This is a genomic window from Micromonospora sp. RTGN7, assembly GCF_033804645.1.
Classification (GTDB): domain Bacteria; phylum Actinomycetota; class Actinomycetes; order Mycobacteriales; family Micromonosporaceae; genus Micromonospora.
In genome coordinates this window covers 22550-46319 of record NZ_JAPZLF010000006.1, presented here as the reverse complement: position 1 = coordinate 46319, position 23770 = coordinate 22550, and the positions used below count along the sequence as shown (strand labels likewise).

The following is a 23770-nucleotide window of genomic DNA, read 5'->3' as shown; positions in this document are numbered from 1 at the left end:
GGCGGGGACACGCCGGGTGAAAGCACACAGAAGCCCCATTGGGTGGTCCTCGGCGGGCGGCCGGGGCGATGATCACTTACGGTGAGAGGGTGAGCCGGCCCGCTGGCCGAGACGTGTCCGCCACCCGTCACGGAGCGTCTTCGTAACGTTCCGCAAGGATTTTTTTCGGACTCTTGGTCACCAACCAGGATTTTCCAGGCGCGTGTCGTAGTGTTGACCCTTGCGGACCCCTGGTCAGTGCGCATTAGCTGTCCTTCGTGACAGCAATCCGAGGCTGCGCGGCCCAATGATGGCAGGGGCGCGGAAGCCGGTCGTCGAAGTCCGGCGCAGCCAGCGTCGGCGACGCACGGTGTCCGCCTACCGCGACGGTGAACGCGTCGTGGTGCTCATCCCCGACCAGTTCTCCCGGGCCGAGGAGACCGAGTGGGTCGACCGGATGCTGGCCCGGCTGGAGGCCCGGGAGGGGCGCCTCGCCCGCTCCGACGACGAGCTGTTCGACCGGGCCACCCGGCTGCGCGGGCTCTACTTCGCCGAGTACGGCGACCGGGCAGTCCCGGTGAGCGTGCGCTGGGTGACCAACCAGAACGGCCGCTGGGGCTCCTGCACCCCCGCCGACCGGACCATCCGCATCTCGCACCGGATCCAGGACATGCCCGACTGGGTGATCGACTACGTCCTGCTGCACGAGTTGGCCCACCTCATCGTTCCCAGCCACAACGCCCGCTTCTGGGCGCTGGTCGGCCGCTACCCCAAGGCCGAGCGGGCCCGTGGATACCTGGAGGGCGTCGCCGCCGCCTCCGGCAACCCGCTGGGCGACTGACCGACCGACTGCGCCATGTCAGCGACATGGCGTCAGCCCGGACCGGGGCGCGCGGCGGGGAAGCGGACGGCCTAGGGTCGGGGCGTGGTCAGACGTGTGGTGGTGGCGTTGCTCGGACCGGTGCCGTGGACGCCCCCGGGAATCGACCCGGTGGCCTGGCGGGCGGCGCTCGCCGAGGACGTGGTGGACCTGCTCGCCACCCTCCAGGAGGTGGAGACCGCGATCGCGGCCACCCCGGCGGACCGTTCGCTGGCCGAGGCCGTCATCTGGCCCGGGACGACCGTGTACGAGGTGCCCACCGCGACCGCCGCCGCCGTCCTGGGCGCGGTGACCGGGTACGACCAGGCGGCTGTCATCGCCGCCGACGCCCCGGACCTGCCCGGCCTCTCGGTCGGCAAGCTGCTCCGTCCGCTGACCACCCGCCCGGTGGCGGTGGCCCCCGCCGAGGGGGCCGGTCCCGGCCTGCTCGGCATCGCGTCGCGGTTGCCCGTGCCGCAGTGGCTGCCGGAGGTGGATCTGGACGCCGCGCTCCCGGCCGACGTGCGCCGGGCTGCTCCGCACCCCGGGGACGTGGCGGTCACCGCCGCCTGGCGGCGGATGCGGGGCCCCGCCGACCTGGCCGGCCTCGACCCCGCCGTGGAGGGCTGGGAGGCGACCCGCGCCCTGCTCTCCGACCACCGCTGACGCCGCTGCCCGCCGCGGATGCCCGCGCGAAAGTACGCCTCGCCGGTCGCAGCCGGGTCCACCGCCGGTCAGCATCCTGACCATGAGCGAAGCGACCGACGGCCGCCGACGCGGGTGCGACGGCGGCCGCCGGTGCGGGGTCGGGTGCCGGGCTCAGGACTTGTCGGTGCTGCCCCCGCTGCCGTCCGTGCCCTCGGTGCCGTCCGTGCTCCCGCTGCCGTCCGTGCCCTCGGTGCCGTCCGTGCTCCCGCTGCCGTCCGTGCCCTCGGTGCCGTCCGTGCTCCCGCTGCCGTCCGTGCCCTCGGTGCGCGGGGGCGTGCCGGGGGCCTGCTCCGCCGGGCCGCCCGGCGCGCTGAAGTCGAAGTTGGCCAGCTCGTCGTCGAGGTCGACGTCGAGGCGGGCCGTGGCGAAGGCGACCGGGTCGGCGAAGTCGTCGTCGGAGGGAAGTAGGTCGGGGTGGCCCCAGACCGCGTCCCGGCCCGAGATTCCCCGGTGCTCGGTCAGCGCCGCCCACAGCGCCGTGGCCTCGCGCAGCCGGCGCGGACGCAGCTCCAGCCCGACGAGGGCGGCGAACGTCTGCTCGGCCGGCCCGCCGGCCGCCCGCCGCCGGCGGAACGCCTCGCCGAGACGGACGACGTTCGGCAGCCGCTCGCCCGCGGCGTCGTCCACCACGTGGCAGACCCAGCCCTCCACCAGGGCGAGCGCGGTCTCCAGCCGGGCCAGCGAGGCCTTCTGCGCCGGGGTGTCCTCCGGGGTGAAGATGCCCTCCAGGGCGATCGTCTGCATGGACTCCGGGTCGGTCGGGTCGAGCCGGCCCATGGCCTCCTCGATCGCCTCCCGGTTGACCCGGATGCCCGAGGCGTACGTCTCGACGGTGCTGAACACGTGCCCGCGCAGCCACGGCACGTGCTCGAAGAGCCGCTGGTGTGCCGCCTCGCGCAGGGCGACGTAGAGCCGCACCTCGTCCTCGGGCAGCTCCAGGCCCTGGCCGTACGCCCGGATGTTGGCCGGGATCAGCGCGGCGGTGCCGGCCGGGCCAAGCGGAAGCCCGATGTCGCCGGCGGAGAGCACCTCCGCGGCCAGCGAGCCGAGCGCCTGCCCGAGCTGCCCGCCGAAGAGCGCGCCGCCGAGGGTGGTCATCATCGAGTGCATCGGGCCGAGTTGGGCACGGGCCTCCGGCGGCACCAGATCGCCCATCGCGCCGACCATCCGGCTGGCCACCGGATCGCAGAGCTTGCGCCAGACGTCCAGGGTCTTGTAGATCCACTCGTTGCGGTTCCACGCCAGCGACGTGCGAATGCCCGTCGGCCAGGCGGTGGCCGGCTCCAGCCAGAGGTCGGCCAGGCGTAGCGCCTGTTCCACCGTGTGGCGCTCGTGGGGCGACACCGCCGGGTCGCCCGAGGCGGCGAGCTGACTGGCGGCCACCTGCCGGGCCAGGTCCCAGTTGACCGGCCCGCTGCCCGGCGCGGAGAGCAGGTTCTGCAACTGGGACATGAACTGCTGCATCTGCGCGGGATCGTTGGGGTCTGGTGGTTGCCCACCCGGGAGCGCGAAACCGAACGGAATATCAGGCACGACGTCTACGGTACGCGGGCCGCGCCCCAGGTCGCCGCCATCGGCGTTGCGCTGAGGGCGAAGTCGCCGTCACCGTCGGGCCGCTCGGTACGCTCTGCGCCATGAGACGTCGCGGCCTGACCGTCCTCCTGGGCGCCCTGCTCACCACCCTGTTCAGCTTCGGTGTGCTCAAGGCACCCATCCCATATGTGGTGCTCGGCCCGGGGCCGACGGTGAACACGCTGGGCACCTCCGACGGCAAGGAGATCATCCAGGTTTCCGGGCGGGCGACGTCCACCTCCGCCGGGCAGCTCCGGCTGACCACGGTCGGGGTGCAGCCGTCGGTGCGGCTGCGTTCGGCGTTGGCCGGGTGGTTCTCGTCCGACGAAGCGGTGGTGCCGCGCGAGCTGGTCTACCCCCCGGGGGAGACCCGCAAGGAGGTCGAGCAGCGCAACGAGGAGGACTTCCGCAACTCGCAGACCAGCGCCGAGACGGCCGCGCTGCGCGAGCTGGGCTACCCGGTCCAGGTGCAGGTCAAGGTCGTGTCGGCGGACGGCCCGTCGGCCGGGGCGCTGCGTGCCGGTGACCTCGTCACCTCGGTCGAGGGCACGCCGGTGACCAGCGCCGGCCGGCTCACCGAGCTGATCCGGGCCAAGCCGGCCGGCAGCACGCTGACGATCGGCTACACCCGGGACGGGGCCGCCGCGACGGCGAAGGTGACCAGCCGGGAGCAGGACGGCCGGCCGCGCATCGGCGTCGAGATCGACCAGCAGCAGCCGCACCCGTTCACCCTCACCATCGACCTCGGTGACATCGGCGGCCCGAGCGCCGGCCTGATGTTCGCCCTGGGGATCGTGGACAAACTGCAGCCGGCCGACCTGACCGGTGGGAAGATCATCGCCGGCACCGGCACGATCGACGACGAGGGCCAGGTTGGCCCGATCGGCGGGATCGCCCAGAAACTGGTCGGCGCGAAGCAGTCCGGGGCCAAGGTGTTCCTGGTGCCGGAGGACAACTGCGCCGAGGCCGTCCGTAACCCTCAGCCCGGCTTGCCGCTGCTCAGGGTGGGCACACTCGACGAAGCCCTGACCGCTCTGGAGACCCTCCGCGCGGGCGGCCAGCCGACTCGCTGCTGACCGGCTCGCGCCCGCCCGGCGTGACCGTGCGCCGACGCTGTCAGGAACACCCCGTACTCTGGTGTGCCTGGTCGGAGCCGATCACATCGAGCATGCGGAGCCAAAAGTGGTCATGCGTAGCAGCCCCCTGCCGAGGATGAGCCGACGCGGACGCGTCACGATCGGGGTGCTGATCGGGGCGTTCGTGCTCCTGACCCTGCTGGGTTGGGGTGTGCAGGCGTGGACGGACTGGCTCTGGTTCGACGAGGTCCGCTATACCGAGGTCTTCACCGGTGTGCTCGTCACCCGGCTGCTGCTCTTCCTCATCGTCGGCCTCGCCATGGCCGTGATCGTCGGCGGCAACCTCTGGCTGGCGCACCGGCTGCGCCCCCGCCTGCGGCCCCACTCGCTGGAGCAGGCCACCCTGGAGCGGTACCGGATGGTGCTGGGTCCCCGGCTCGGCCTGTGGATCAGCCTCGCCGCCGTGGTGGTCGGGCTCTTCGCCGGGCTGTCCGCGCAGAGCCGGTGGAGCCAGTGGCTGCTGTTCCGCAACGGCGGCGACTTCGGCGTGAAGGACCCTGAGTTCGGCATCGACATCGGCTTCTACGTCTTCCAGCTGCCGTTCTGGCGCTACCTGCTCGGCGTCGGCTTCACCACGGTGGTCCTCGCCCTGATCGGCGCGCTGGCCGTGCACTACATCTTCGGCGGCGTGCGGTTGCAGGGCGTCGGTGACCGGATGACCAGTGCCGCGCGGGCCCACCTGAGCACGCTCGTCGCGGTCTTCGTCCTGCTCAAGGCCGTCGCGTATGTGCTGGACCGGCGCTCCATGCTGCTGGAGTACAACGAGGGGGCGAAGCTCTACGGCGCCGGGTACGCCGACATCAACGCCCTGCTGCCGGCCAAGGAGATCCTCGCCTACATCTCGGTCGTGGTGGCCATCGCGATCATCGTGTTCTCCAACGCGGTGATGCGGAACCTGGTCTGGCCGGGCATCTCGCTGGCCCTGCTCGGCGTCTCCGCGGTCGCCATCGGCGGGATCTACCCCTGGGCGGTGCAGACCTTCGAGGTCAAGCCGAGCGCCAAGGACAAGGAGGCCCAGTACATCGAGCGCAGCATCGGGGCCACCCGGGCGGCGTTCGGGCTGGCCGACACGAAAACCTCCCCGTACGCGGCGAGCAACCTCGTGCCGCAGGCGAACCTGGGCGGCGAAAACTCGGTGGTGACGAACGCGCGGCTGCTCGACCCGCAGCTCGTCTCCGAGACGTACACCCAGCTCCAACAGGTCCGGGGCTTCTACGACTTCGGCCCGAAGCTCGACATCGACCGGTACTCGGTGGAGAACAAGACCTCCGACTTCGTGGTCGGCGTCCGGGAGGTCAACTACAACGAGCTGACCGACCAGCAGAACACCTGGATCAACCGGCACACCGTCTACACCCACGGCTACGGGCTGGTGGCTGCGCCGGCCAACCAGGTGGTCTGTGGCGGTCAGCCGTACTTCGTCTCGGGCTTCCTCGGTGAGAAGGCCCAGGAGGCGTGTTCCTCGCAGGTCGAGCAGATCCCGGCCAGCCAGCCGCGTATCTACTACGGCGAGCGGATGGGCCCGGACGACTACGCGATCGTCGGGCAGTCGAACCCGGAGCGCAACGGCGAGTTCGACCGGCCGACCCAGACCGGCGGCGAGCAGTACTACACCTACACCGGTGAGGGCGGCGTCGAGATCGGCTCGTTCACCCGCCGGCTGCTCTACGCGATCAAGGAGCAGGAGTCGAACTTCCTGCTCTCCGAGGCGGTCAACGACAACTCGAAGCTGCTCTACGTGCGTAACCCCCGCGACCGGGTGGAGAAGGTCGCGCCCTTCCTCACCCTCGACGGTGACCCGTACCCGGCGGTGGTCGGCGGCCGGGTGCAGTGGATCGTCGACGGTTACACCACCGGCGCGAGCTACCCGTACGCCGAACGGGTCAACCTCCAGGCGGAGACCACCGACGAGCTGACCGGCCGGGGCACGTTCCAGCTCGCCCGGGAGGACGTCAACTACATCCGCAACTCGGTCAAGGCCACCGTCGACGCGTACGACGGCACGGTACGGCTGTACGAGTTCGACGACACCGACCCCGTGCTGAAGGCGTGGAACAAGGCGTTCGGCGGGGACCTGGTGCTGCCGAAGGACAAGATCCCGGCCGAGCTGCGGGAGCACCTGCGGTACCCGGCAGACCTGTTCAAGGTGCAGCGCAACCTGCTGACCAAGTTCCACGTGACCGCCCCGGGCGACTTCTACTCCGCGCAGGACTTCTGGCAGGTGCCGAACGTGCCGGACAACCCGGACGGCGGGCAGAAGCAGCCGCCGTACTACCTCTGGACGCAGTTCCCCGGGCAGACCGCGCCGCGCTTCCAACTCACCTCGGCGGTCACTCCGAACGGCCGGCAGAACCTCGCCGCGCTGATCTCCGGGTCGTACGTGGACGGCAAGCCGCAGTTGGAGGTGCTGGAGCTGCCGGACCAGACCCGGGTCTCCGGCCCGGTGCAGGTGCACCAGCAGATGACCAACAACGCCAACATCCGGCAGCAGCTCAACCTGCTCTCCTCGAACCAGGCCCAGGTGCATTACGGCAACCTGCTGTCGCTGCCGTTCGGCAACGGGATGCTCTACGTGGAGCCGGTGTACGTGAAGAGCAATCAGCAGGACGCGTACCCGCTGCTGCAGAAGGTGCTGCTGTCGTACGGTGACGGCGGGTCGTACGTGGTACTGGCCAACAACCTCACCGACGGCATCAAGCAGCTCATCGAACAGGGCAAGCAGGCCCCCCAGGGCGGCACCCCGCCGCCGGCCGGCGGCGCCACCACACCACCCGGTGGCGGGAGCACCGCACCGCCGCTGACCGGCGAACTGGCCGAGGCGGCGGGCAAGGTGCAGGCGGCCATCGCCGAGGTGAAGGCCGCGCAGACGTCCGGTGACTTCGAGCGGTACGGCCAGGCGCTCAAGGCCCTGGACGAGGCGATGACCGCGTTCCAGCAGGCGCAGCAGGCGGCCACCCCGGCCACCCCGGCCGCTCCGGCGCCGAGCGCCTCGCCGAGCGGCAGTCCCGCCCCGTCGCCCTCGGCGTCAACGGGCGGCTGACCAGCGGCTGAGCCGCCCGGGAGGGCCGTTTTGCGGCCGGACCGGGCGGTGCGCTAGTCTTAACGAGTCGACGCGGGGTGGAGCAGCTCGGTAGCTCGCTGGGCTCATAACCCAGAGGTCGCAGGTTCAAATCCTGTCCCCGCTACTCGTCGGAAAGGCCCCGGAGGAAACTCCGGGGCCTTTCGCGTTTCCCGGGTGTGGGCTTTCCTCGACCCGATGCCGCACTTTCTTCGGCCAGGCCAGGCCAGGCCAGGGCGGGCGGCGGGCCGGCGGGCCGGGGGCGGGGTCCGTGATGATCGCCCGACACGCAGCCGTGAACGCCGCTATCGCTCTCCGTGAACGCCGCTGCCGCCCCTCGTGGCGGCGGGTGGTGGGGCTGGAGGTGGTGGCGGTGTTTCGTGCTGTGGGCCCGGGGGGGTGAGGCGGCGCTCGCGATGTGGGCCCGGGGCCGGACTGTGTCGGCTCTCACTGTCTGGTTCGGGTTGTCGATCATGGGCGCGAGTGGGCCGGAGAGTGGGCGCGAGTGGGCCAACTTCGGCCCGACTTCGGCCCCGACCGGGGTGGCTTGGGCTGGTTCGGGGCGATTTCGGGAACCGTCAGGCGGTGAGTCGGCCCGGTCGAGGGGGGTGGCTGATCTCCGCCGTCGGGATGCGCTAGTCTTTAGAAGTCGACGCGGGGTGGAGCAGCTCGGTAGCTCGCTGGGCTCATAACCCAGAGGTCGCAGGTTCAAATCCTGTCCCCGCTACGTAGACGGAAGGGCCCGGAGGAAACTCCGGGCCCTTCCACTTTTTGGGTCCAACTCCCGCTTCCGCCGTTGACATCCGTCCGGCCCGTGGCGACCCGTTTGTGGTCCTTGCCCAGGCCGGGGCTGTTCCCGCCCGACGGGGTGCCGCAAAACCCCTGTCGTCCCGGGTGCCGTTGTTGCGCGGCTCGGCGAGGATGAGGGAATGACTTCTTGGAACAAGTGGTGGGGCCGACTTGGCGCGGTCTTTGCAACGGTGGTGCTGTCGGTCTTCGTCCCGGTTGCGGCTTGGGCGTCCTCCGGCACGGGCGAACTGGTGGTCGAGGCCGCCCGGAGGAAGTCCAGGGGCGGCGGGGTGGGCATCCTGGGCCTGCTCTGCTGCCTGGTCGTGGTCGGTGGGATCGTCGTGCTCGTGCTCGTGCTGATGCGTAACCGCCGCAACCGACCGCCGCGCTGACCGAGCCGGTCGGGCGATCACGCGTCCCGGGCGTCGGCCCGGTCGGTCGGCGACCGGGGCGGCGGCGATCCGCCGGTTGGTCTCACTCGGCCAGGGCGGCGTCGGCCTGGGCGATGAACCGGGACGCCGCCGCGCGGATGCCGACTCGGCCGGAGCGGACCCTCTCGGCCGTCGCGACGAGCAGGGCCCGGACCCGGGCATGCCCCTTCGGGGGCGGGCTGGGTGCCGGGCCGAGCCCGTCGGCGAGGGCCTCGGCCAGGCCGGCGGCCCGCTGCTGTCCGACGTCGGTCACGCTGCCTTTGACGTACCGGCGGATGGCGAGGTTGGGGTTCACCCCGCGTTCGAGGCCAAGGGCCAGCCCCGCCTCCATGTTCGTGGTGAGGAAGTTGATCACGTCGGCCGCGATGTCGGCGTGGCGGGTGCCGCGGAACGCTGCCCAGTACATCGAGGCCCGGGCCCACTGCGCACCGGGCGGACCGGGGAACGCGGCCACCGCCAGCTCGTCACCGGTGTAGCGCTGGAGCTCCGGGAGTTGGTGGGCCCATGCGAAGGAGGCGGCGGTGTGCCCGGTGACCACGAGCTGCCGGTTCGTCTCCCCGCCGTCGGCCTGATCGATCAGGGCGGCGCTCGGGGTGGCCCGCCGGGTCCGGGCGCCCTGCCACAGCTCGAACCAGTCGACCAGGTCGTTGGCGGTGAAGCCGAGTTTGCGGCCCTGGTACAGCTCCCCGCCCCGGGAGCGCAGCCAGAGCCAGAGCGCCCGATGGTCCCCGGACGGGTCCATGGTGCCGGCCACCCGTCCGTCGGAGGCCCGGGTGACCCGTGCCGCCCAGTCGACGTACTCCTGCCAGGACATCGCGCTGCGGGGTGCCGGGACCCCCAGCCGGCGCAGCAGGGCACGGTTGTAGACCACGGCGGCGCTGGTCTGGGCCGCCGCTACGCCCATCGTGCGGCCGTCGACCTCGCCGTAGCGGACCAGGCCCGGCGGGAGCCCGCGCAGGTCGAGCCGGTTGTCGGCCGTGTACCTGCTGAGGTCGAGCAGGATCTCCCGCCGGGCGTACTCGGTGAGGACGGTGTCGTCGATCTGAATCAGGTCGGGCACGTTCCCACCGGCCGCCTGGGTGGCCAGCCGGTCGTAGTAGCCGTCGAAGCCCTGCCAGGTGACCCGGAAGTTGATCCGGGGGTTGCGCGCGGAGTAGAGCCGCAGCGCCTTCTCGGTCAGCTCGGCCCGCTTCGTGTTGCCGTACCAGAAGACGGAAAGCTCGATCAGCCCGTCGTCGACGGGCGTCTCCTCCTCGCCGCCGCACCCGGCCAGACCGGTCGCGGCGAACGGCATCCCGATCAGCGCACCCAGGAGGCGCCGGCGGCCCGGATCGGTGCCGGGGTGGGGGAGCGGCGGTCGGCGGACGGTCGGCACACGATTCTCCTGGTCGTCCGGTGGCGGTCGGACCATTTACACAGTCGGCGCGGCCGGGTGTCAACGGCTGTCCGGCCGGGACCGGTGTCGGGCGGGCCGTAAGATCGACGATCGTTTTTGAGGTGTCACTCCCGGCCGCCGCGGCCGGCGGGCACCCCGGGTGGCCGGCCGGGGCGCTCCACCGGCCCGTGGTGTACTAGGGCGCGTGGAACTTCTGCACTCCGGCAAGGTCCGGGACGTCTACGCCGACGGTGACGATCTGATCCTGGTCGCCTCGGACCGGATCTCGATCTACGACGTGGTGTTGCCGACCACCGTCCCGGACAAGGGGCGGCTACTCACCGCGCTCTCGCTGTGGTGGTTCGGGCAGCTGGCCGACCTGGTGCCGAACCACGTCGTCTCGGCCACCGATGTGCCGGCGGAGTTCGCCGGCCGGGCGATCCGCTGCCGGCGGCTGGACATGGTCCCGGTCGAGTGCGTCGCCCGGGGGTACCTGACCGGCGGTGGCCTCACCGAGTACCAACGCACCGGCGCGGTCTCCGGCGTGGAGCTGCCCCGGGGGCTTGCGGAGGCGTCGATCCTGCCCGAACCGATCTTCACCCCGTCGACAAAGGCGCCCAAGGGCGAACACGACGAGCCGATCACCTACCAGCAGGTAGTGGATAAGGTCGGCGCGGAGACCGCCGAGCGGCTTCGGCAGATCACCATCGACGTCTACTGCCGTGGTGCCGAGCTCGCCGCCGAGCGGGGCATCCTGGTCGCCGACACCAAGATCGAGCTGGGCTGGGCACCCGACGGCACCCTGGTCCTCGGTGACGAGGTGCTCACCTCCGACTCGTCCCGGTTCTGGCCGGCACAGTCGTACCAGCCGGGCCGGGCCCAGTTCTCCTACGACAAGCAGTATGTCCGGGACTGGGCGACCAGCGCCGGCTGGGACAGGCAGCTGCCGGCTCCCGAGGTGCCCGCCGAGGTGATCGAGGCGACCCGGGCCCGCTACGTCGAGGTCTACGAGAGGCTCACCGGCAACACCTGGGCCTAACCGCGACCCGTAACCGCGCTCCGCCGCTCCTGCTGAATCGGGGCCGGGGAAGCACCGAGGCTGTGGCCGTCACCCTCGGTGCTCGCACAGCCTCGGGCTGGTTGCCTGCGCCCCGCCTGAGTGGCGCTCCTTCGTCGAGCTGACCAAGGCCGCGTGACCCCGATCAAGAAGGCGGTCAGTCCTCCCAGTCGAGGGTGCGCTGGACGGCCTTGCGCCACTGGCGCAGCTCCCGCTCGCGGTGCTCCGCGCCCATGCTGGAGGTCCACTGGGCGTCGGAGCGCCACTGCGCCCGCAGGGTGGCCAGGTCCGGCCAGAAGCCGACGGCGAGCCCGGCCGCGTACGCGGCGCCGAGGCAGGTGGTCTCGGTGATCCGGGAGCGGACCACCGGCACGTCCAGCACATCGGCGAGGACCTGCATCAGCAGGCCGTTCGCGGTCATCCCGCCGTCCACCCGCAGCCGGCGCAGCGCCACGTCGGAGTCGGCGTTCATCGCGTCGACCACCTCGCGGGTCTGCCAGGCGGACGCCTCCAGCACCGCCCGGGCCAGATGTCCCTTGGTGATGTAGCCGGTCAGCCCGGCGATCACCCCGCGCGCGTCGCTGCGCCAGTGCGGGGCGAACAGGCCGGAGAACGCCGGCACCACGTAGCAGCCGCCGTTGTCATCGACCGTGCGGGCCAGGTCCTCCACCTCGGCGGCGGTGGAGATCAGGCCCAGGTTGTCGCGCAACCACTGCACCAGGGAGCCGGTGACCGCGATCGCGCCCTCCAGGGCGTACACGGCCGGCTGGCCGTCGATGCGGTACGCGACCGTGGTCAGCAGGCCGTGCGTCGAGGTGACCGGGCTCGCACCGGTGTTGAGCAGGAGGAAGCTGCCGGTGCCGTAGGTGCACTTCGCCTCGCCTGGCTGGAAGCAGGTCTGCCCGAACAGGGCGGCCTGCTGGTCGCCGAGTGCGCTCGCCACCGGCACCCCGGCGAGCGGCCGGTCGGCGGTGCCGTACACCTCGGCCGAGGAGCGGATCTCCGGCAGCATCGCGGCCGGCACGCCGAGCGCGTCGAGCAGCTCCGGATCCCAGTCGAGGGTCTCCAGGTTCATCAGCATGGTCCGGCTGGCGTTGGTCACGTCGGTGACGTGCCGGCCGGTCAGCTTCCAGATCAGCCAGCTGTCCATCGTGCCGAAGAGCACCTCGCCCCGCTCGGCGCGCTCGCGCAGCCCGTCGACGTGGTCCAGCAGCCAGCGCAGTTTGGGGCCGGCGAAGTACGTGGCCAGGGTGAGCCCGGTGCGGGCGCGCAGCCGCTGCTCGTCGTACGCGTCGGCCAGCGCGCGCAGTTGCGGCCCGGTGCGGGTGTCCTGCCAGACGATGGCGGGTGCGACCGGGCGGCCGGTGGCCCGGTCCCAGACCACGGTCGTCTCCCGCTGGTTGGTGATGCCGACCGCCGCCAGCTTCTCCGGCCCGGTGCCGGCCGCCTCCAGCGCCTCCCGCACCACGAGCTGGACGTTGTCCCAGATCTCCTCGGCGTCGTGCTCCACCCAGCCGGGCCGGGGGAAGATCTGCCGGTGCTCGCGCTGGGCCACGGCGACGATCTCCCCGGCCCGGTCGAACACGAGGCATCGCGACGAGGTGGTGCCCTGGTCGATGGCGGCGACGTACTCTCCGGTCACCGCAGCACCGTACCCGGCCATCCGCCCGTTCGCCCGCCGCCGACGGCCGTACGATCAGTCAACGTGCGCGACATTGCCGTCTTCAGTGGAACCGCCCATCCCGACCTCGCCGATGAGATCTGCGCCCACCTCGGGGTGCCGTTGCACCCCGTGCGGGTGTCCCGGTTCGCCAACGACTGCCTGGAGGTGCAGCTCCAGGCGAACTGCCGGGAGCGGGATGTCTTCCTGATCCAGCCGCTGGTGCCGCCGGTGCAGGAGAACCTGGTCGAGCTGCTACTCATGATCGACGCGGCCCGGGGCGCCTCGGCCGGCCGGATCACCGTGGTGCTGCCGCACTATGCGTACGCGCGGTCGGACAAGAAGGACGCGCCACGCATCTCGATCGGCGGCCGGCTGGTCGCCGACCTGCTGACCTCGGCCGGCGCGGACCGGGTGCTGGCGATGACCCTGCACTCGCCGCAGGTGCACGGGTTCTTCAGCGTCCCGGTGGACCACCTGCACGCGTTGCGCGAGATGGCCGGTCACTTCCAGCGGTACGACCTGAGCAACACCGTGGTGGTCTCGCCCGATCTGGGCAACGCCAAGGAGGCCGCCGCGTTCGCCCGGAGGCTCGGCACCCCGGTCGCGGCCGGCGCGAAGCAGCGGTTCAGCGACGATCGGGTCAAGATCAGCACGGTGATCGGCGAGGTGACCGACCGGGACGTGATCGTGCTCGACGACGAGATCGCCAAGGGCAGCACGGTGATCGAGCTGATGAGTCACCTGCGGAACCTGAAGGTCCGCTCGATCCGGCTCGCCTGCACCCATGGCCTGTTCTCCAGCGGTGCGTTGGAGCGGCTCAGCGAGCAGGACGGGGTTCTGGAGATCGTCTGCACCAACACGGTGCCGATCCCGGCGGAGAAGCGGGTGCCGAAGCTGGAGGTGCTCTCGGTGGCGCCGGCGCTGGCCGAGGCGATGCGCCGGATCCACAACGGGGAGTCGGTCAGTGCCCTCTTCGAGTGAACCGGGGCGGATCAGTCTCCGGCGTGCTCGCGGACACCGACGGCGGCGCTGATCCGCACCGTGGTGCCGGCAGCGCCGGTCTCGACCTCCATGGCGTCGCTCAGTTCGCGGGCCAACCAGAGGCCCCAGCCGCCCGCCGTGTCGGGCACCGGGCGGCTGTGGTCGTCGAGCCGCCGCGCACTGATGCCCCGTCCGTGGTCGGCGACCTCGCAGACCAACTGCCCCGGTCGGTGCCACAGCCGCAGCCAGCCCTGCCCGCCACCGTGCCGAACCGCGTTGGTGATCAACTCGTTGATCGCCAGCACGAAGTCGTCGAGGCGCTGCCCGTCCAGGCCCGTGATTTGCGCGCAGCAGGTGACCGAGTGGCGCAGCTCGGTCACCTGGGCCTGGTCGAAGGCCTCCGCGATCAGGAGGGAAGTGTCGATGGGCACAACCGTACGCGGTGCGGGTGGTTCTGCATTCGTCATGGCCCCGTCCGGGGGTCGGTCACAAACCTGATTTGTGGCTTTTCCACCGTACGCCAGGATTCGTAGTCGCGCATCCGGCGGTGCTGCCGGTCCGGGAGCGGGCTGTGGCATCGTGTCGGACGTGCCGTCACCGCCCGGTGGTTTCGAGGTCCCGCTCTGGCGGGCCGTCGCGGTGTTCCGCTTCGCCGCCCTGGCATACGTCGGCCTGCTGGTCCTGCGCGACGCCGACCGGTACGTCCACCCGGTGGTGGCCGGCGCGGTCCTGCTGGCGATGCTCGGCGCGACGGTGACCACCGCCTACGGCTACGTCCGCCCGGCCCGGCGGGGCTGGCCACTGCTGCTGGCCGACCTGGCGGTCGTACTCGGCGTCCTGCTGGTCAGCCCGTGGGCCCAGGGGCGGGTGGCGGTCGCCACCGGCGTGCCCAGCCTCGCGGTGGTCTGGCTGGCCGGGCCGGTGCTGGCCTGGGCGGTCTCCGGCGGCCGACGCCGGGGGGTGGTGGCCGCGCTGCTGGTCGGCGGGGTCGACCTGGCGACCCGGGAGCGGATCGGCCAGTCCACCCTGACCGGGGCGATCCTGCTGCTGCTGGCCGGCGTGGTGGTCGGGCACGTCGCCCGCCTCGCGGTGACCGCCGAGCAGCGGCTGCACCGGGCGGTCGAGTTGGAGACAACGACCCGGGAACGGGAACGGCTCGCCCGGGGCATCCACGACTCGGTGCTCCAGGTTCTGGCGTTGGTGCAGCGGCGCGGCGCCCACCTCGAGGGGGAGGCCGGCGAACTGGCCCGGCTGGCCGGCGAGCAGGAGGCCGCCCTGCGCGCCCTGATCGCCGGTGCTCCGCCCCCGGACGCCACCCCCGAGGGCGAGGCGGGCACCCTGGACCTGCGTACCCTGCTCGGCCGGTACGCCACGGCGACGGTCTCGCTGTCGGCGCCGGCCACCCCGGTCCTACTGCCCGCGCCGGTGGCCCGGGAACTGGCCGCCGCGACCGGGGCGGCGCTGGAGAACGTGGGCCGGCACGCGGGCGGGCGAGCCTGGTTGCTCATCGAGGACGAGGGGGAGACCGTGACCGTCTCGGTACGCGACGAGGGGCCGGGCATCCCCGCCGGCCGTCTCGACGAGGCCGTCCGGCAGGGCCGGCTCGGGGTGGCCCAGTCGATCCGGGGCCGGGTGGCCGACCTCGGCGGAGACGTGACCATCACGTCGACGCCCGACGTCGGCACCGAGGTCGAGCTGACCGTGCCGAGGAGGCTGCGGTGACCGGGTCGGACGGTCCCGTCGGGGGCGAGGGGTCGACCGGGGTGCGGGTGATGGTGGTCGACGACCACCCGATGTGGCGCGAGGGAGTGGCCCGCGACCTCACCGAGGCCGGCCACCAGGTGGTCGCCACCAGCGGCGAGGGCCGCCAGGCGGTACGGGTCGCCGCCGCGGCCCGCCCGGACGTGGTGGTGCTGGACCTGCAACTGCCGGACGTCTCCGGCGTCGAGGTGGTCCAGGGGCTGCGCGCCGTGCTGCCGCAGGTCCGGGTGCTGATGCTTTCCGCCAGCGGCGAGCAGCAGAGTGTCCTGGACGCGGTGAAGGCCGGGGCCACCGGATATTTGCTCAAGTCGGCGGCACCGGCCGAGTTCTTGGATGCGGTGCGGCGCACGGCGGCGGGGGAGCCGGTCTTCACGCCGGGCCTGGCCGGCCTGGTGCTGGGGGAGTTCCGCCGGCTGGCGGCGGGTTCGGGCGGGCCCGCCGGGGCGCGGGGCGCCGGCGCGGCGCGGTCCGGCCAGGACGAGGACACGCCCCGGCTCACCGACCGGGAGACCGAGGTGCTGCGCCTGGTGGCCAAGGGGATGTCGTACAAGCAGATCGCCGGGCGGCTTGGGCTCTCTCACCGGACGGTGCAGAACCATGTGCAGAACACGCTGGGAAAGCTGCAACTGCACAACCGGGTCGAACTGACCCGGTATGCCATCGAACGGGGCCTCGACGGCTGACGGGCCTCGCCGGTGAAACGGCTGACCGGTGCCGCCGGGGTCGCCGGGTGGGTGCCGGCGGGCCGGTCGGCGGGCGCGACGGCGCCGGCCGGTGCGCGCCCGGCCGGCGCCCACGCTCGGGCGGGTCAGTGCGAGGCGGGCGGACGCGTCTCGTGGATCGCCAGCTCCTCGGCCGTCGCCCCGCCGCCCGCCGAACCGGCGTCGTACGCGACGTTGTCGGGCTCCAGGTCGCTGTGCGCCCCCTCGTCCGGTTCCACCAGCCGGCCGACCTCGGCGTCGGCGACGGTGCCGAGCAGGCCGTGGTCGTACAGGGAGACCGGCGAGTGCGGGTCGGAGGTGGGGCCCGGGTTCATCACGTCCGAGTCGAGCTGCGCCTGGGCGGCGGCCTCCTCGCTGTCCGCCTCGGCCGCGATCCTCGGATCGACCGGGCCGGCCAGGGGGTCGTCGGCGGGGCGCTCGTAGCTCTCCCGCTGGAGTTTGTAGTCCAGCGACTCGCCGTCGAGCTGCTCCTCGGCGGTGATGCCGAACTGGTCCACCGCCACCGGCGTGCGGTCACCCGGCAGTTGGGCCGGATCCGGACCGTCCGCCTCGCGGCCGGTCTCGACGTCGTCGTAGGCCGTCGAGTCGTCGTCGGCGGTGTCCGGCAGGCCGTCCGCCTCGGGATCGGAAACGGGGGTCGGGTACTCGTCGTCGCGCATGGCTGATCACTACCCACTGCCCACCCCAGGTAACCGATACCACCCCCCGCTCTTCGAGCGCCCCCGACCTCGTTGCCCCGCGACCCCCGTCGACCCCCGAGCCGCGCCCGCCCGACAAGGGGTGTGAAACGACGCAAGAAGGAAGTCGGCGGCCGGGGTGGGACGGGTCAGCGGGGGCCAGGGCCGAGGACCGCCCAGCTGCGCGCGTCCGGTCGGTCGGGGCTGCTCATCAGCGATCCGTCCGTGATCGGCGGCTCATCGCCGCCATCGTGCCGACCGCCGTGCCGGCCGCGGCGAGCCCGAAGGCGGCGGTCACCCGGACGAGCTGTCGCCGCCGGCCGTGCCACCCGCCGTCCGGTTCGGCCGCCGCGTCGGCGGTGAAGACGTTCCCGGTGCTGTCCGACCGGCCGGCGGGCCCGAACTGGGTGCGGTGGGCGTACCAGCCGAGGGCCCGCTCAGCCAGCGCCGGGGCGAGTCGCCACTGCGCCCCGATCAGTCGGGCGGCACCCCCGGCGTACGCCTCCCGGCGGGGCCGGCGCAGCACCCGGACGATGGTCTCGGCCACCATCTCCGGCGGGTACACCGGGGGCGGCGGCACCAGCTCCCGGCCGGTGTGGTTGGCGGCGTGCCGGAAGAACGGGGTGTCGATGGTGGCCGGCAGCACCGTGCAGACCGAGATGTTCCCCCGCCCGGTGACGCGCAGTTCCTGCCGGACCGTGTCGGCCAGCCCCCGGATGCCGTGCTTGGTCGCGTTGTACGCCGACTGGTAGGGCATGGCCACCTCGGCGAGCACGGAGGCGTTGTTGACCAGCACCCCGCCGCCGGCCGCGTCGAGGTACGGCAGGGCCGCCCGCATCCCGTACGCGGCGCCGAGCAGGTTCACCTCCAGCACCCGGCGGAACTCCCCCACCGGGATCTCGTCGAAGAGGCCGACCGCGCTGACCGCCGCGTTGTTGATCCAGGCGTCAACGCGGCCGAACTCCTCCGCCGCGCGGGCGGCGAGGCGTTCGACCGCCGCCGGGTCGGTGACGTCCGTCGGTACGACCAGTGCCCGCCCGCCGAGCTCGCGGCAGCGGGTCGCCACCCGCTCCAGCGCCTCTCCGCTGCGGGCCGCCAGGACCACGGCGGCACCGCGACGGGCCAGCGCGTACGCGGTCGCCGTGCCGATGCCGCTGGAGGCGCCGGTGAGCACGACGCTCGCGTGGTCGAGGGTGCAGGTGAGAGCCATTCTTCGCCCGTACCCTGGGCGGTCCTCCTCATGCAGCCGCGCCCGATCGGATAATCGTCACCTCCAGCGACGATTCCCTTACCGTGGCCCGGTTGCCCGCCGGTCCCGGGTGCAGGCCGGTCGCGCGTTTCCGATCTACCAGGTTTCGCTACCCGGGGTCGCGGTTAATGGGACGCTCTGACCGGGAGGACCACCAGCTCAAACAAACGTACGGAGGTGACCCATGCGCGTTGGCCTGGTCTGCGCGCATTCCGGCTCGTCGAGGCTCGTCGACGGCCCGGTAGTGGGCACGCGCGAGCACATCGCGCGGGTCGCCGCCGAACTGGCCGGTCGCGGCCACGACGTCCACGTGTACGAGCGCCGCGACGATCCGGGGCTGCCGGCGCTGCTCGAGGTCGACGGGTACCGGGTGGAACGCGCCCCGATCGGCCCGTCCGCCCCGACGCCCACCGCCGAGCTGGTCCCGTACGTCGCCGAGCTCGGCCGCTGGCTGGCCGACCGGTGGTCGGGGGAGTGGCGCCCCGAGGTGGTGCACGGGCACTACTGGGTCGGCGGGCTGGCCGCCGCACACGCGGTCCGGGAGACCGACATCCCGGTGGTACAGACGTTCCACTCGCTCGGTGTCGAGCAGTTGCGCCACCTCGGCCCCCGGTACGACGGCCCCGGCACCCGCATCCCGCTGGAGCGGGCCCTGACCCGGGTCGTGGACGTCGCGGTCGCCCAGTGCAACGACGAGGTCGACGAGCTGACCCGGATGGGGCTGCAACGCACGTCGGTGGCGATGGTGCCGACCGGGGTGGACACCACGCAGTTCCACCCCGACGGTGAGGCCGCGCCGCGCGACCAGCGCCCTCGCATCCTCTCCGTCGGCGGCCTGTCGGCCGGGCACGGCCAGGAAGACCTGATCCGCGCGATGCAGCTGGTCGGCGACGCCGAGCTGGTGATCGCCGGCGGCCCGCCGATCGACCAGCTCAGCCAGCACGCCGAGGCCCGCCGCCTGCGCGAGCTGGCCGAGCGCACCGGCGTGGCCGACCAGGTGAAACTGGTCGGCGCGGTGCCGCACGACCAGATGGCCACCTGGTACCGCTCGGCCGACGTGGTCGCCTGCACCCCGCACTACTCCTCGGCCGGTCGGGTGTCGTTGGAGGCGATGGCCTGCGGCGTGCCGGTCGTCGGATACGCCATGGGCGGCATCGCCGACGCCGTGGTCGACGAGGTCACCGGAAAGCTGGTGCCCCCCGGCGACGTACGGACCCTGGGGGTGACCCTGCGCCGGCTGCTCGCCGACAACGCCGGCCGGTTCGCCTACGGGCACGCCGCGGCGGACCGGGTGCGGTGCAGCTACACCTGGGAGCGGACGGCCGGCGCGCTGGAACGACTCTACGAGCGGGTGGTGCGCCGGCGCAGCCCGGTCGAGACGGTGTAGCCGGCGGCTCAGCCGTTGGGGCGGACCGGGGCGGCGGCGGAGAGCATCTTCCGCTCCCCTTCCCGGGCCACCTCGTGGTGGTGCTGCGGCTCGGCGCACCGGGTCAGCCCGATCACCGCGGCCAGCGTGGTCAGGAAGCCGAGCGCGGCCAGCCACTCCCGGCCGGGCCAGATCTTGTCGTTGAGCAGCAGCAGCCCCACGATCGCGGCGGGCACCGCACCGGCCGCGTCCATCGCGGCGACCGCCGCCGTGGTCGAGCCGCGCTGCATGGCCAGGCCGAGCAGCAGCTGACCGACCAGCGAGTGGGCCACCAGCAGGTAGAGCAGCGGATCCCGGACGACCCCCTCCAGGCTCGACACGGAGGCCAGCGGGCGGGCGGCCACCGCGGCGGCGGAGAAGGCCAGCCCGGCCAGCGAGCCGAGCGCCACCGATCCGGGGGCGCCGTGCAGCCGTACCGCGAAGAAGCCGAGCACCGCGATCACCGCGAGCGTCGCGGCCAGCGCGATCAGACCGGCGGTGCCGAGCTGCTTGGACGGCGCCGGCTGCGCCGCCAGCACCAGCCCGGTGATTCCGGCGAAGAGCAGCCCCAGCAGCGCGATCTCCGCCCTCGGCAGCCGCCACTTGAGCACCAGCACACCGAGGATCGCGGTCACCCCCAGCCCGGCCGCCACGCTCGCCTGGACCAGGAACAGCGGCAGGTCCCGGCGGGCCAGGAAGGCCAGCACGAAGCCGGCGATCTGACAGACCAGACCCACGAGGTACGTGCGGTGGCCGGCCAGCCGCAGCAGCAGCCAGGGATCGAAGGTGTGGTGCAGTGTGGTCCGCGCCGCGGCGACGGACTGGAGCAGGTTGGCGATGCCGTACGCGACGATCATCGCCGCCAGGAAGCACCAACCGGAGGACACCACCTGGCGAGGATAGAGGCTGACTGCGCTCAGCGCTCGGGCAGCCGACCCAGCCTGCCGAGGATCTCGGCGTGCAGCGGCCCGTTGCTGGCCACCGCACTGTGCTCCACCGACGCGTCGCCGCCGGGGGCGGGCCGGCCGGCCAGATCGGTGAACCTCCCGCCGGCCTCGGTGACGATCGGCACCAGCGCGGCGACGTCCCAGAGGGACAGTTCCGGCTCGACCATCACGTCCAGCGCCCCCTCGGCCAGCAGCATGTAGCCGTAGAAGTCGCCGTACGCCCGGCTGCGCCAGGTGTCCCGCATGAGCTGGAGCACCGGTTCCAGCAGGCCGGCGTCCTCCCATCCGGACAGTGACGAGTAGCAGAAGCTCGCGTCGGCCAGCCGGTTCACCCCGGAGACCCGGATCGGTGTGCCGTGCGCGGCGTCCGGGCCGGCGTATGCGCCCGCACCGACCGCACCCCACCAGCGCCGGCCCAGCGCCGGCGCGGAGACCAGCCCGAGCACCGGGCGGTCGGACTCCAGCAGGGCGATCAGGGTCGCCCAGACCGGCACCCCCCGGACGAAGTTCTTGGTGCCGTCGATCGGGTCGACCACCCAGCGCCGCCCGCCCGGCCCGGTCGCGGGCTGCTCGCCGTACTCCTCGCCGAGCAGGCCGTCGCCGGGACGCCGCTCGGCCAGCACCGCGCGGATCTCCCGCTCGACCGCGGTGTCCGCGTCGGAGACCGGCGTCAGGTCCGGCTTCGCCTCGACCCGCAGGTCGAGGGCGCGGAACCGGGCCGCGGAGATGGCGTCCGCCCGGTCGGCGAGCAGGTGGGCGAGGGTGAGGTCATCGGCGTACCCGGTCATGGTGCAAACGGTAGCGGCGGCCCGGTCACGACCCGGCGAGCGGGTCACGACCCGGCCGGCGGGTCAACTCCCCTCCAGCGGGTCGCCGGGATTGCGCTGGTCGGGCTCGCGGGTGTCGCCCTCCCCGGAGCGCGAGGCCAGCAGCCGGCGGTACGAGGCCAGCCGCCGGGCGTCGGCCCTGCCGGCGGCCACCCAGGCGTCCAGCGCGCAGTCGGCCTCCTCGGCGGTGTGCTGGCAGTTGGCCGGGCAGTCGACCGTCCCCTCGACCAGGTCGGGGAAGCCATGCAGCAGGCTGTTGGCCGAGACGTGCGCCAGCCCGAAGCTGCGCACCCCCGGGGTGTCGACGATCCAGCCCGCGGCGGCTCCGGGTCGCAGTTCGGTGTCGGACGCGCCGCGCCGGGGTTGTCGGAGGTCAGCGTCGGTGCCGGGGCGGGGCGGCAGCCGCAGCACCACCGCGCTGGTGGAGGTGTGCCGGCCCCGGCCGATCGCGCTGACCACGCCGACCGCCCGGTCGGCGTCCGGGACGAGGCGGTTGACCAGCGTCGACTTGCCGACCCCGGAGTGCCCGACCATGACCGACACCCGCCCGGTCAGCAGGTCGCGCAGCGCGTCGAGGTCGGAGTCGGGCCGGACCAGCACGTACGGCAGCTCCAGTTCGGCGTAGTAGCCGACCACCTGCTCGGGGCCGGCCAGGTCGGCCTTGGTGAGACAGAGCAGCGGCTCGATGTCGGCGTCGTACGCGGCCACCAGGCAGCGGTCGATGAACCCGGTGCGCGGCGGCGGGTCGGCCAGCGCGCTGACGATCACGAGCTGGTCGGCGTTGGCCACCACGACCCGCTCCAGCCGCCCCTCGGCAGTGGTCTCGTCGTCGTCAGCCGTGCGCCGCAGCACCGAGCGGCGCTCGGCGATCCGGACGATCCGGGCCAGCGCCCCGGCCGCCCCGCCTGTGTCGCCGACCAGGCCCACCCGGTCGCCCACCACCACGGACTTGCGGCCCAGTTCGCGGGCCCGCATGGCGGTCACCAGCGGGGCATCCGGGCCAGCGTCGAAGAGCACGCAGGTGTAGCGGCCCCGGTCGACGGCGATGACGAAGCCGTCAACCGCGTCGTCGTGCCGGGGCCGGGTCCGGGTGCGTGGGCGTGAGGACTTCCCGGGCCGGACCCGCACGTCGTCCTCGTCGTACTCCCGCCGTTTGGTCGTCAGGACGTCCCCCCGCCGTGTCAGTTCTTTCCGGTCACCATCGCCGACCATAGTGCCGGAAACTCCGGCATGGTCTTGGAGGTGCACGACACGTCGTCCAACTCGACACCGGGGACGGCGAGACCGGTCACCGCCGCGGCGTGCGCCATCCGGTGGTCGTGGTACGTCTGGAACGTGCCGCCGTGCAGCGGGCGGGGGCGGATCTCCAGCCCGTCGGCGGATTCGGTGAGGTCAGCTCCCAGGCCGGTGAACTCGCGCGCGAGCGCGGCGATCCGATCGGTCTCGTGTCCCCGGATGTGCGCGACGCCGGTGAACCGCGACGGCGAGTCGGCGAGCATGGCGAGCGCGGTCAGCGCCGGGGTCAGCTCGCTGACGTCGGAGAGGTCGGCGTCGATCCCGTGCACCGTGCCGGTGCCGCGCACGGTCAGGCCGGCGGTGGTGAGGGTCACCTCCCCGCCCATCCGCTGAAGCAGCGTGCGGAGCTGCTCGACGGGCTGGGCGCTACTGCGCGGCCACCCCTGGAGGGTCACCTCACCGCCGGTGACCAGGGCGGCGGCGAAGAACGGCACCGCGCCGGAGAGGTCGGGCTCGATCTCCCAGCCCCGCCCGGTCAGCGCACCCGGCTCGACGACCCAGACGTCCGGGGTGCTGTCGTCGACGGCCGCTCCGGCAGCCCGGAGCATCTGCACGGTCATCCGTAGGTGCGGCGCGGACGGGACCGGCGGGCCGACGTGCCGGACCACCACGCCCCGGTCGAAGCGCGGCGCGGCCAGCAGCAGGCCGGTGACGAGCTGGCTGGAGGCGGAGGCGTCGATCACCACCTCGCCGCCGGCCATCCGGCCGGCGCCGTAGACGGTCAGCGGCAGGCTGCCGGTGGCCGGGGACTCGACCCGCACCCCGAGGGAGCGCAGCGCGCCGATCAGCGGGCCGAGCGGGCGGGTGCGGGCCTGCGGGTCGCCGTCGAAGGTGATCCGCCCGTCGGCGAGGCCGGCCACGGGCGGCACGAAGCGCATGATGGTGCCGGCCAATCCCACGTCGACGTGCGCCGGGCCGACCAGCGGGTGCGGCCGGACCAGCCAGCGGTCGTCGTCCGCGATCGACACGTGCGCGCCGAGCGCCCGCAGCCCGCCGGCCATCAGCTCGGTGTCCCGGGCGCGTAGTGGCCCGGCCAGCGTGGAGGGACCGCTGGCCAGCGCGCTGATCACCAGCGCGCGGGCGGTCATTGACTTGGAGCCGGGCAGCCGCAGCCTGGCCACCACCGGATCGGACGCGGTCGGAGCGGTCCACGGCCGTAGCGGCCGGGTGACGGTCGGATTTCCCACGGTCACATTCTGCCGTGTCCGACGCCCGGCACGCCGGGTCGGTGGGCCCGCTCCCGTTTGGCGGGACAGCCGAACCGGGCGCGGGGCGTTA

Annotated in this window: 19 protein-coding genes, 2 tRNA genes and 1 pseudogene; 12 read left to right on the top strand and 10 right to left on the bottom strand. The window is 72.8% G+C overall.

Going from position 1 to position 23770, the window contains the following annotated elements:
- Positions 1–289 precede the first annotated feature (289 nt).
- Positions 290–820 (top strand): M48 family metallopeptidase, encoded by a 531-nt coding sequence (locus SNR22_RS10620; protein WP_320066348.1) that lies wholly within the window; start codon positions 290–292, stop codon positions 818–820.
- An 84-nt stretch (positions 821–904) separates the two neighbouring features.
- The gene (locus SNR22_RS10615) at positions 905–1504 is read left to right on the top strand and encodes a hypothetical protein (protein WP_320066347.1); all 600 of its coding nucleotides are present in this window, start codon (positions 905–907) and stop codon (positions 1502–1504) included.
- Between the two features lie 312 nt (positions 1505–1816).
- Here the strand turns inward: SNR22_RS10615 and SNR22_RS10610 are convergent.
- Positions 1817–3010 (bottom strand): annotated as a pseudogene (locus tag SNR22_RS10610) (zinc-dependent metalloprotease); the annotation flags it as partial.
- A 170-nt stretch (positions 3011–3180) separates the two neighbouring features.
- On the opposite strand from SNR22_RS10610, the gene SNR22_RS10605 reads away from it, so the two are divergent.
- From SNR22_RS10605 to SNR22_RS10585, 5 genes are all read left to right on the top strand, one after another.
- The gene (locus SNR22_RS10605) at positions 3181–4194 is read left to right on the top strand and encodes a PDZ domain-containing protein (RefSeq protein WP_320066346.1); all 1014 of its coding nucleotides are present in this window, start codon (positions 3181–3183) and stop codon (positions 4192–4194) included.
- A gap of 112 nt (positions 4195–4306) precedes the next feature.
- Complete coding sequence (locus tag SNR22_RS10600) at positions 4307–7294, top strand: UPF0182 family protein (RefSeq protein WP_320066345.1); 2988 nt, start codon at positions 4307–4309, stop codon at positions 7292–7294.
- A 71-nt stretch (positions 7295–7365) separates the two neighbouring features.
- A tRNA-Met gene (locus SNR22_RS10595) sits at positions 7366–7439 on the top strand.
- 526 nt (positions 7440–7965) lie between these two features.
- Positions 7966–8039: transfer RNA gene (locus SNR22_RS10590), tRNA-Met, on the top strand.
- Positions 8040–8241: 202 nt separating this feature from the next.
- The gene (locus tag SNR22_RS10585; RefSeq protein ID WP_320066344.1) at positions 8242–8493 is read left to right on the top strand and encodes a hypothetical protein; all 252 of its coding nucleotides are present in this window, start codon (positions 8242–8244) and stop codon (positions 8491–8493) included.
- An 82-nt stretch (positions 8494–8575) separates the two neighbouring features.
- Here the strand turns inward: SNR22_RS10585 and SNR22_RS10580 are convergent, their stop codons facing one another.
- Entirely contained in the window at positions 8576–9907 is a 1332-nt protein-coding gene (locus SNR22_RS10580; protein ID WP_320066343.1) for an ABC transporter substrate-binding protein, read from the bottom strand.
- Positions 9908–10112: 205 nt separating this feature from the next.
- On the opposite strand from SNR22_RS10580, the gene SNR22_RS10575 reads away from it, so the two are divergent.
- Complete coding sequence (locus SNR22_RS10575) at positions 10113–10946, top strand: phosphoribosylaminoimidazolesuccinocarboxamide synthase (protein ID WP_320066342.1); 834 nt, start codon at positions 10113–10115, stop codon at positions 10944–10946.
- 175 nt (positions 10947–11121) lie between these two features.
- On the opposite strand, the gene glpK is transcribed toward SNR22_RS10575, so the two are convergent.
- Positions 11122–12606, bottom strand: a complete 1485-nt coding sequence (glpK, locus tag SNR22_RS10570; RefSeq protein WP_320066341.1) for a glycerol kinase GlpK — start codon at positions 12604–12606, stop codon at positions 11122–11124.
- 63 nt (positions 12607–12669) lie between these two features.
- Between glpK and SNR22_RS10565 the strand changes: the two genes are divergently transcribed.
- Positions 12670–13608, top strand: a complete 939-nt coding sequence (locus SNR22_RS10565) for a ribose-phosphate pyrophosphokinase (protein WP_320066340.1) — start codon at positions 12670–12672, stop codon at positions 13606–13608.
- 11 nt (positions 13609–13619) lie between these two features.
- Here SNR22_RS10565 and SNR22_RS10560 read toward each other — a convergent pair whose 3' ends face one another.
- Positions 13620–14075 carry an ATP-binding protein gene (locus tag SNR22_RS10560; protein ID WP_320066339.1) on the bottom strand — a complete coding sequence of 152 codons (456 nt, stop codon included), beginning with the start codon at positions 14073–14075 and terminating at the stop codon, positions 13620–13622.
- A 121-nt stretch (positions 14076–14196) separates the two neighbouring features.
- Here SNR22_RS10560 and macS point away from each other — a divergent pair, with 121 nt between their 5' ends.
- Together macS and SNR22_RS10550 are read left to right on the top strand one after the other, a co-directional pair.
- Positions 14197–15330 carry a MacS family sensor histidine kinase gene (gene macS / locus SNR22_RS10555; protein WP_320066338.1) on the top strand — a complete coding sequence of 378 codons (1134 nt, stop codon included), beginning with the start codon at positions 14197–14199 and terminating at the stop codon, positions 15328–15330.
- A 50-nt stretch (positions 15331–15380) separates the two neighbouring features.
- Positions 15381–16052, top strand: coding sequence for a response regulator transcription factor (locus SNR22_RS10550; protein WP_320066590.1), 672 nt, complete (start codon positions 15381–15383; stop codon positions 16050–16052).
- Between the two features lie 125 nt (positions 16053–16177).
- On the opposite strand, the gene SNR22_RS10545 is transcribed toward SNR22_RS10550, so the two are convergent.
- Together SNR22_RS10545 and SNR22_RS10540 are read right to left on the bottom strand one after the other, a co-directional pair.
- Positions 16178–16750 carry a DUF5709 domain-containing protein gene (locus SNR22_RS10545; RefSeq protein WP_320066337.1) on the bottom strand — a complete coding sequence of 191 codons (573 nt, stop codon included), beginning with the start codon at positions 16748–16750 and terminating at the stop codon, positions 16178–16180.
- A 229-nt stretch (positions 16751–16979) separates the two neighbouring features.
- Positions 16980–17978: an SDR family oxidoreductase gene (locus SNR22_RS10540; RefSeq protein WP_320066336.1), complete on the bottom strand. Its 999-nt coding sequence runs from the start codon at positions 17976–17978 to the stop codon at positions 16980–16982.
- A 223-nt stretch (positions 17979–18201) separates the two neighbouring features.
- Here SNR22_RS10540 and SNR22_RS10535 point away from each other — a divergent pair, with 223 nt between their 5' ends.
- Positions 18202–19404 (top strand): glycosyltransferase, encoded by a 1203-nt coding sequence (locus SNR22_RS10535; RefSeq protein WP_320066335.1) that lies wholly within the window; start codon positions 18202–18204, stop codon positions 19402–19404.
- Between the two features lie 8 nt (positions 19405–19412).
- Here SNR22_RS10535 and SNR22_RS10530 read toward each other — a convergent pair whose 3' ends face one another.
- The 4 genes from SNR22_RS10530 to aroA form a co-directional block, all read right to left on the bottom strand.
- Positions 19413–20279 (bottom strand): hypothetical protein, encoded by an 867-nt coding sequence (locus tag SNR22_RS10530; RefSeq protein WP_320066589.1) that lies wholly within the window; start codon positions 20277–20279, stop codon positions 19413–19415.
- A 59-nt stretch (positions 20280–20338) separates the two neighbouring features.
- Positions 20339–21157 (bottom strand): histidinol-phosphatase, encoded by an 819-nt coding sequence (hisN, locus tag SNR22_RS10525; protein ID WP_320066334.1) that lies wholly within the window; start codon positions 21155–21157, stop codon positions 20339–20341.
- Between the two features lie 63 nt (positions 21158–21220).
- Positions 21221–22408 (bottom strand): ribosome small subunit-dependent GTPase A, encoded by a 1188-nt coding sequence (rsgA, locus tag SNR22_RS10520; protein ID WP_320066333.1) that lies wholly within the window; start codon positions 22406–22408, stop codon positions 21221–21223.
- Entirely contained in the window at positions 22378–23679 is a 1302-nt protein-coding gene (gene aroA / locus SNR22_RS10515) for a 3-phosphoshikimate 1-carboxyvinyltransferase (RefSeq protein WP_320066332.1), read from the bottom strand. Before aroA ends, rsgA begins: the two co-directional genes overlap by 31 nt.
- Positions 23680–23770 lie beyond the last annotated feature (91 nt).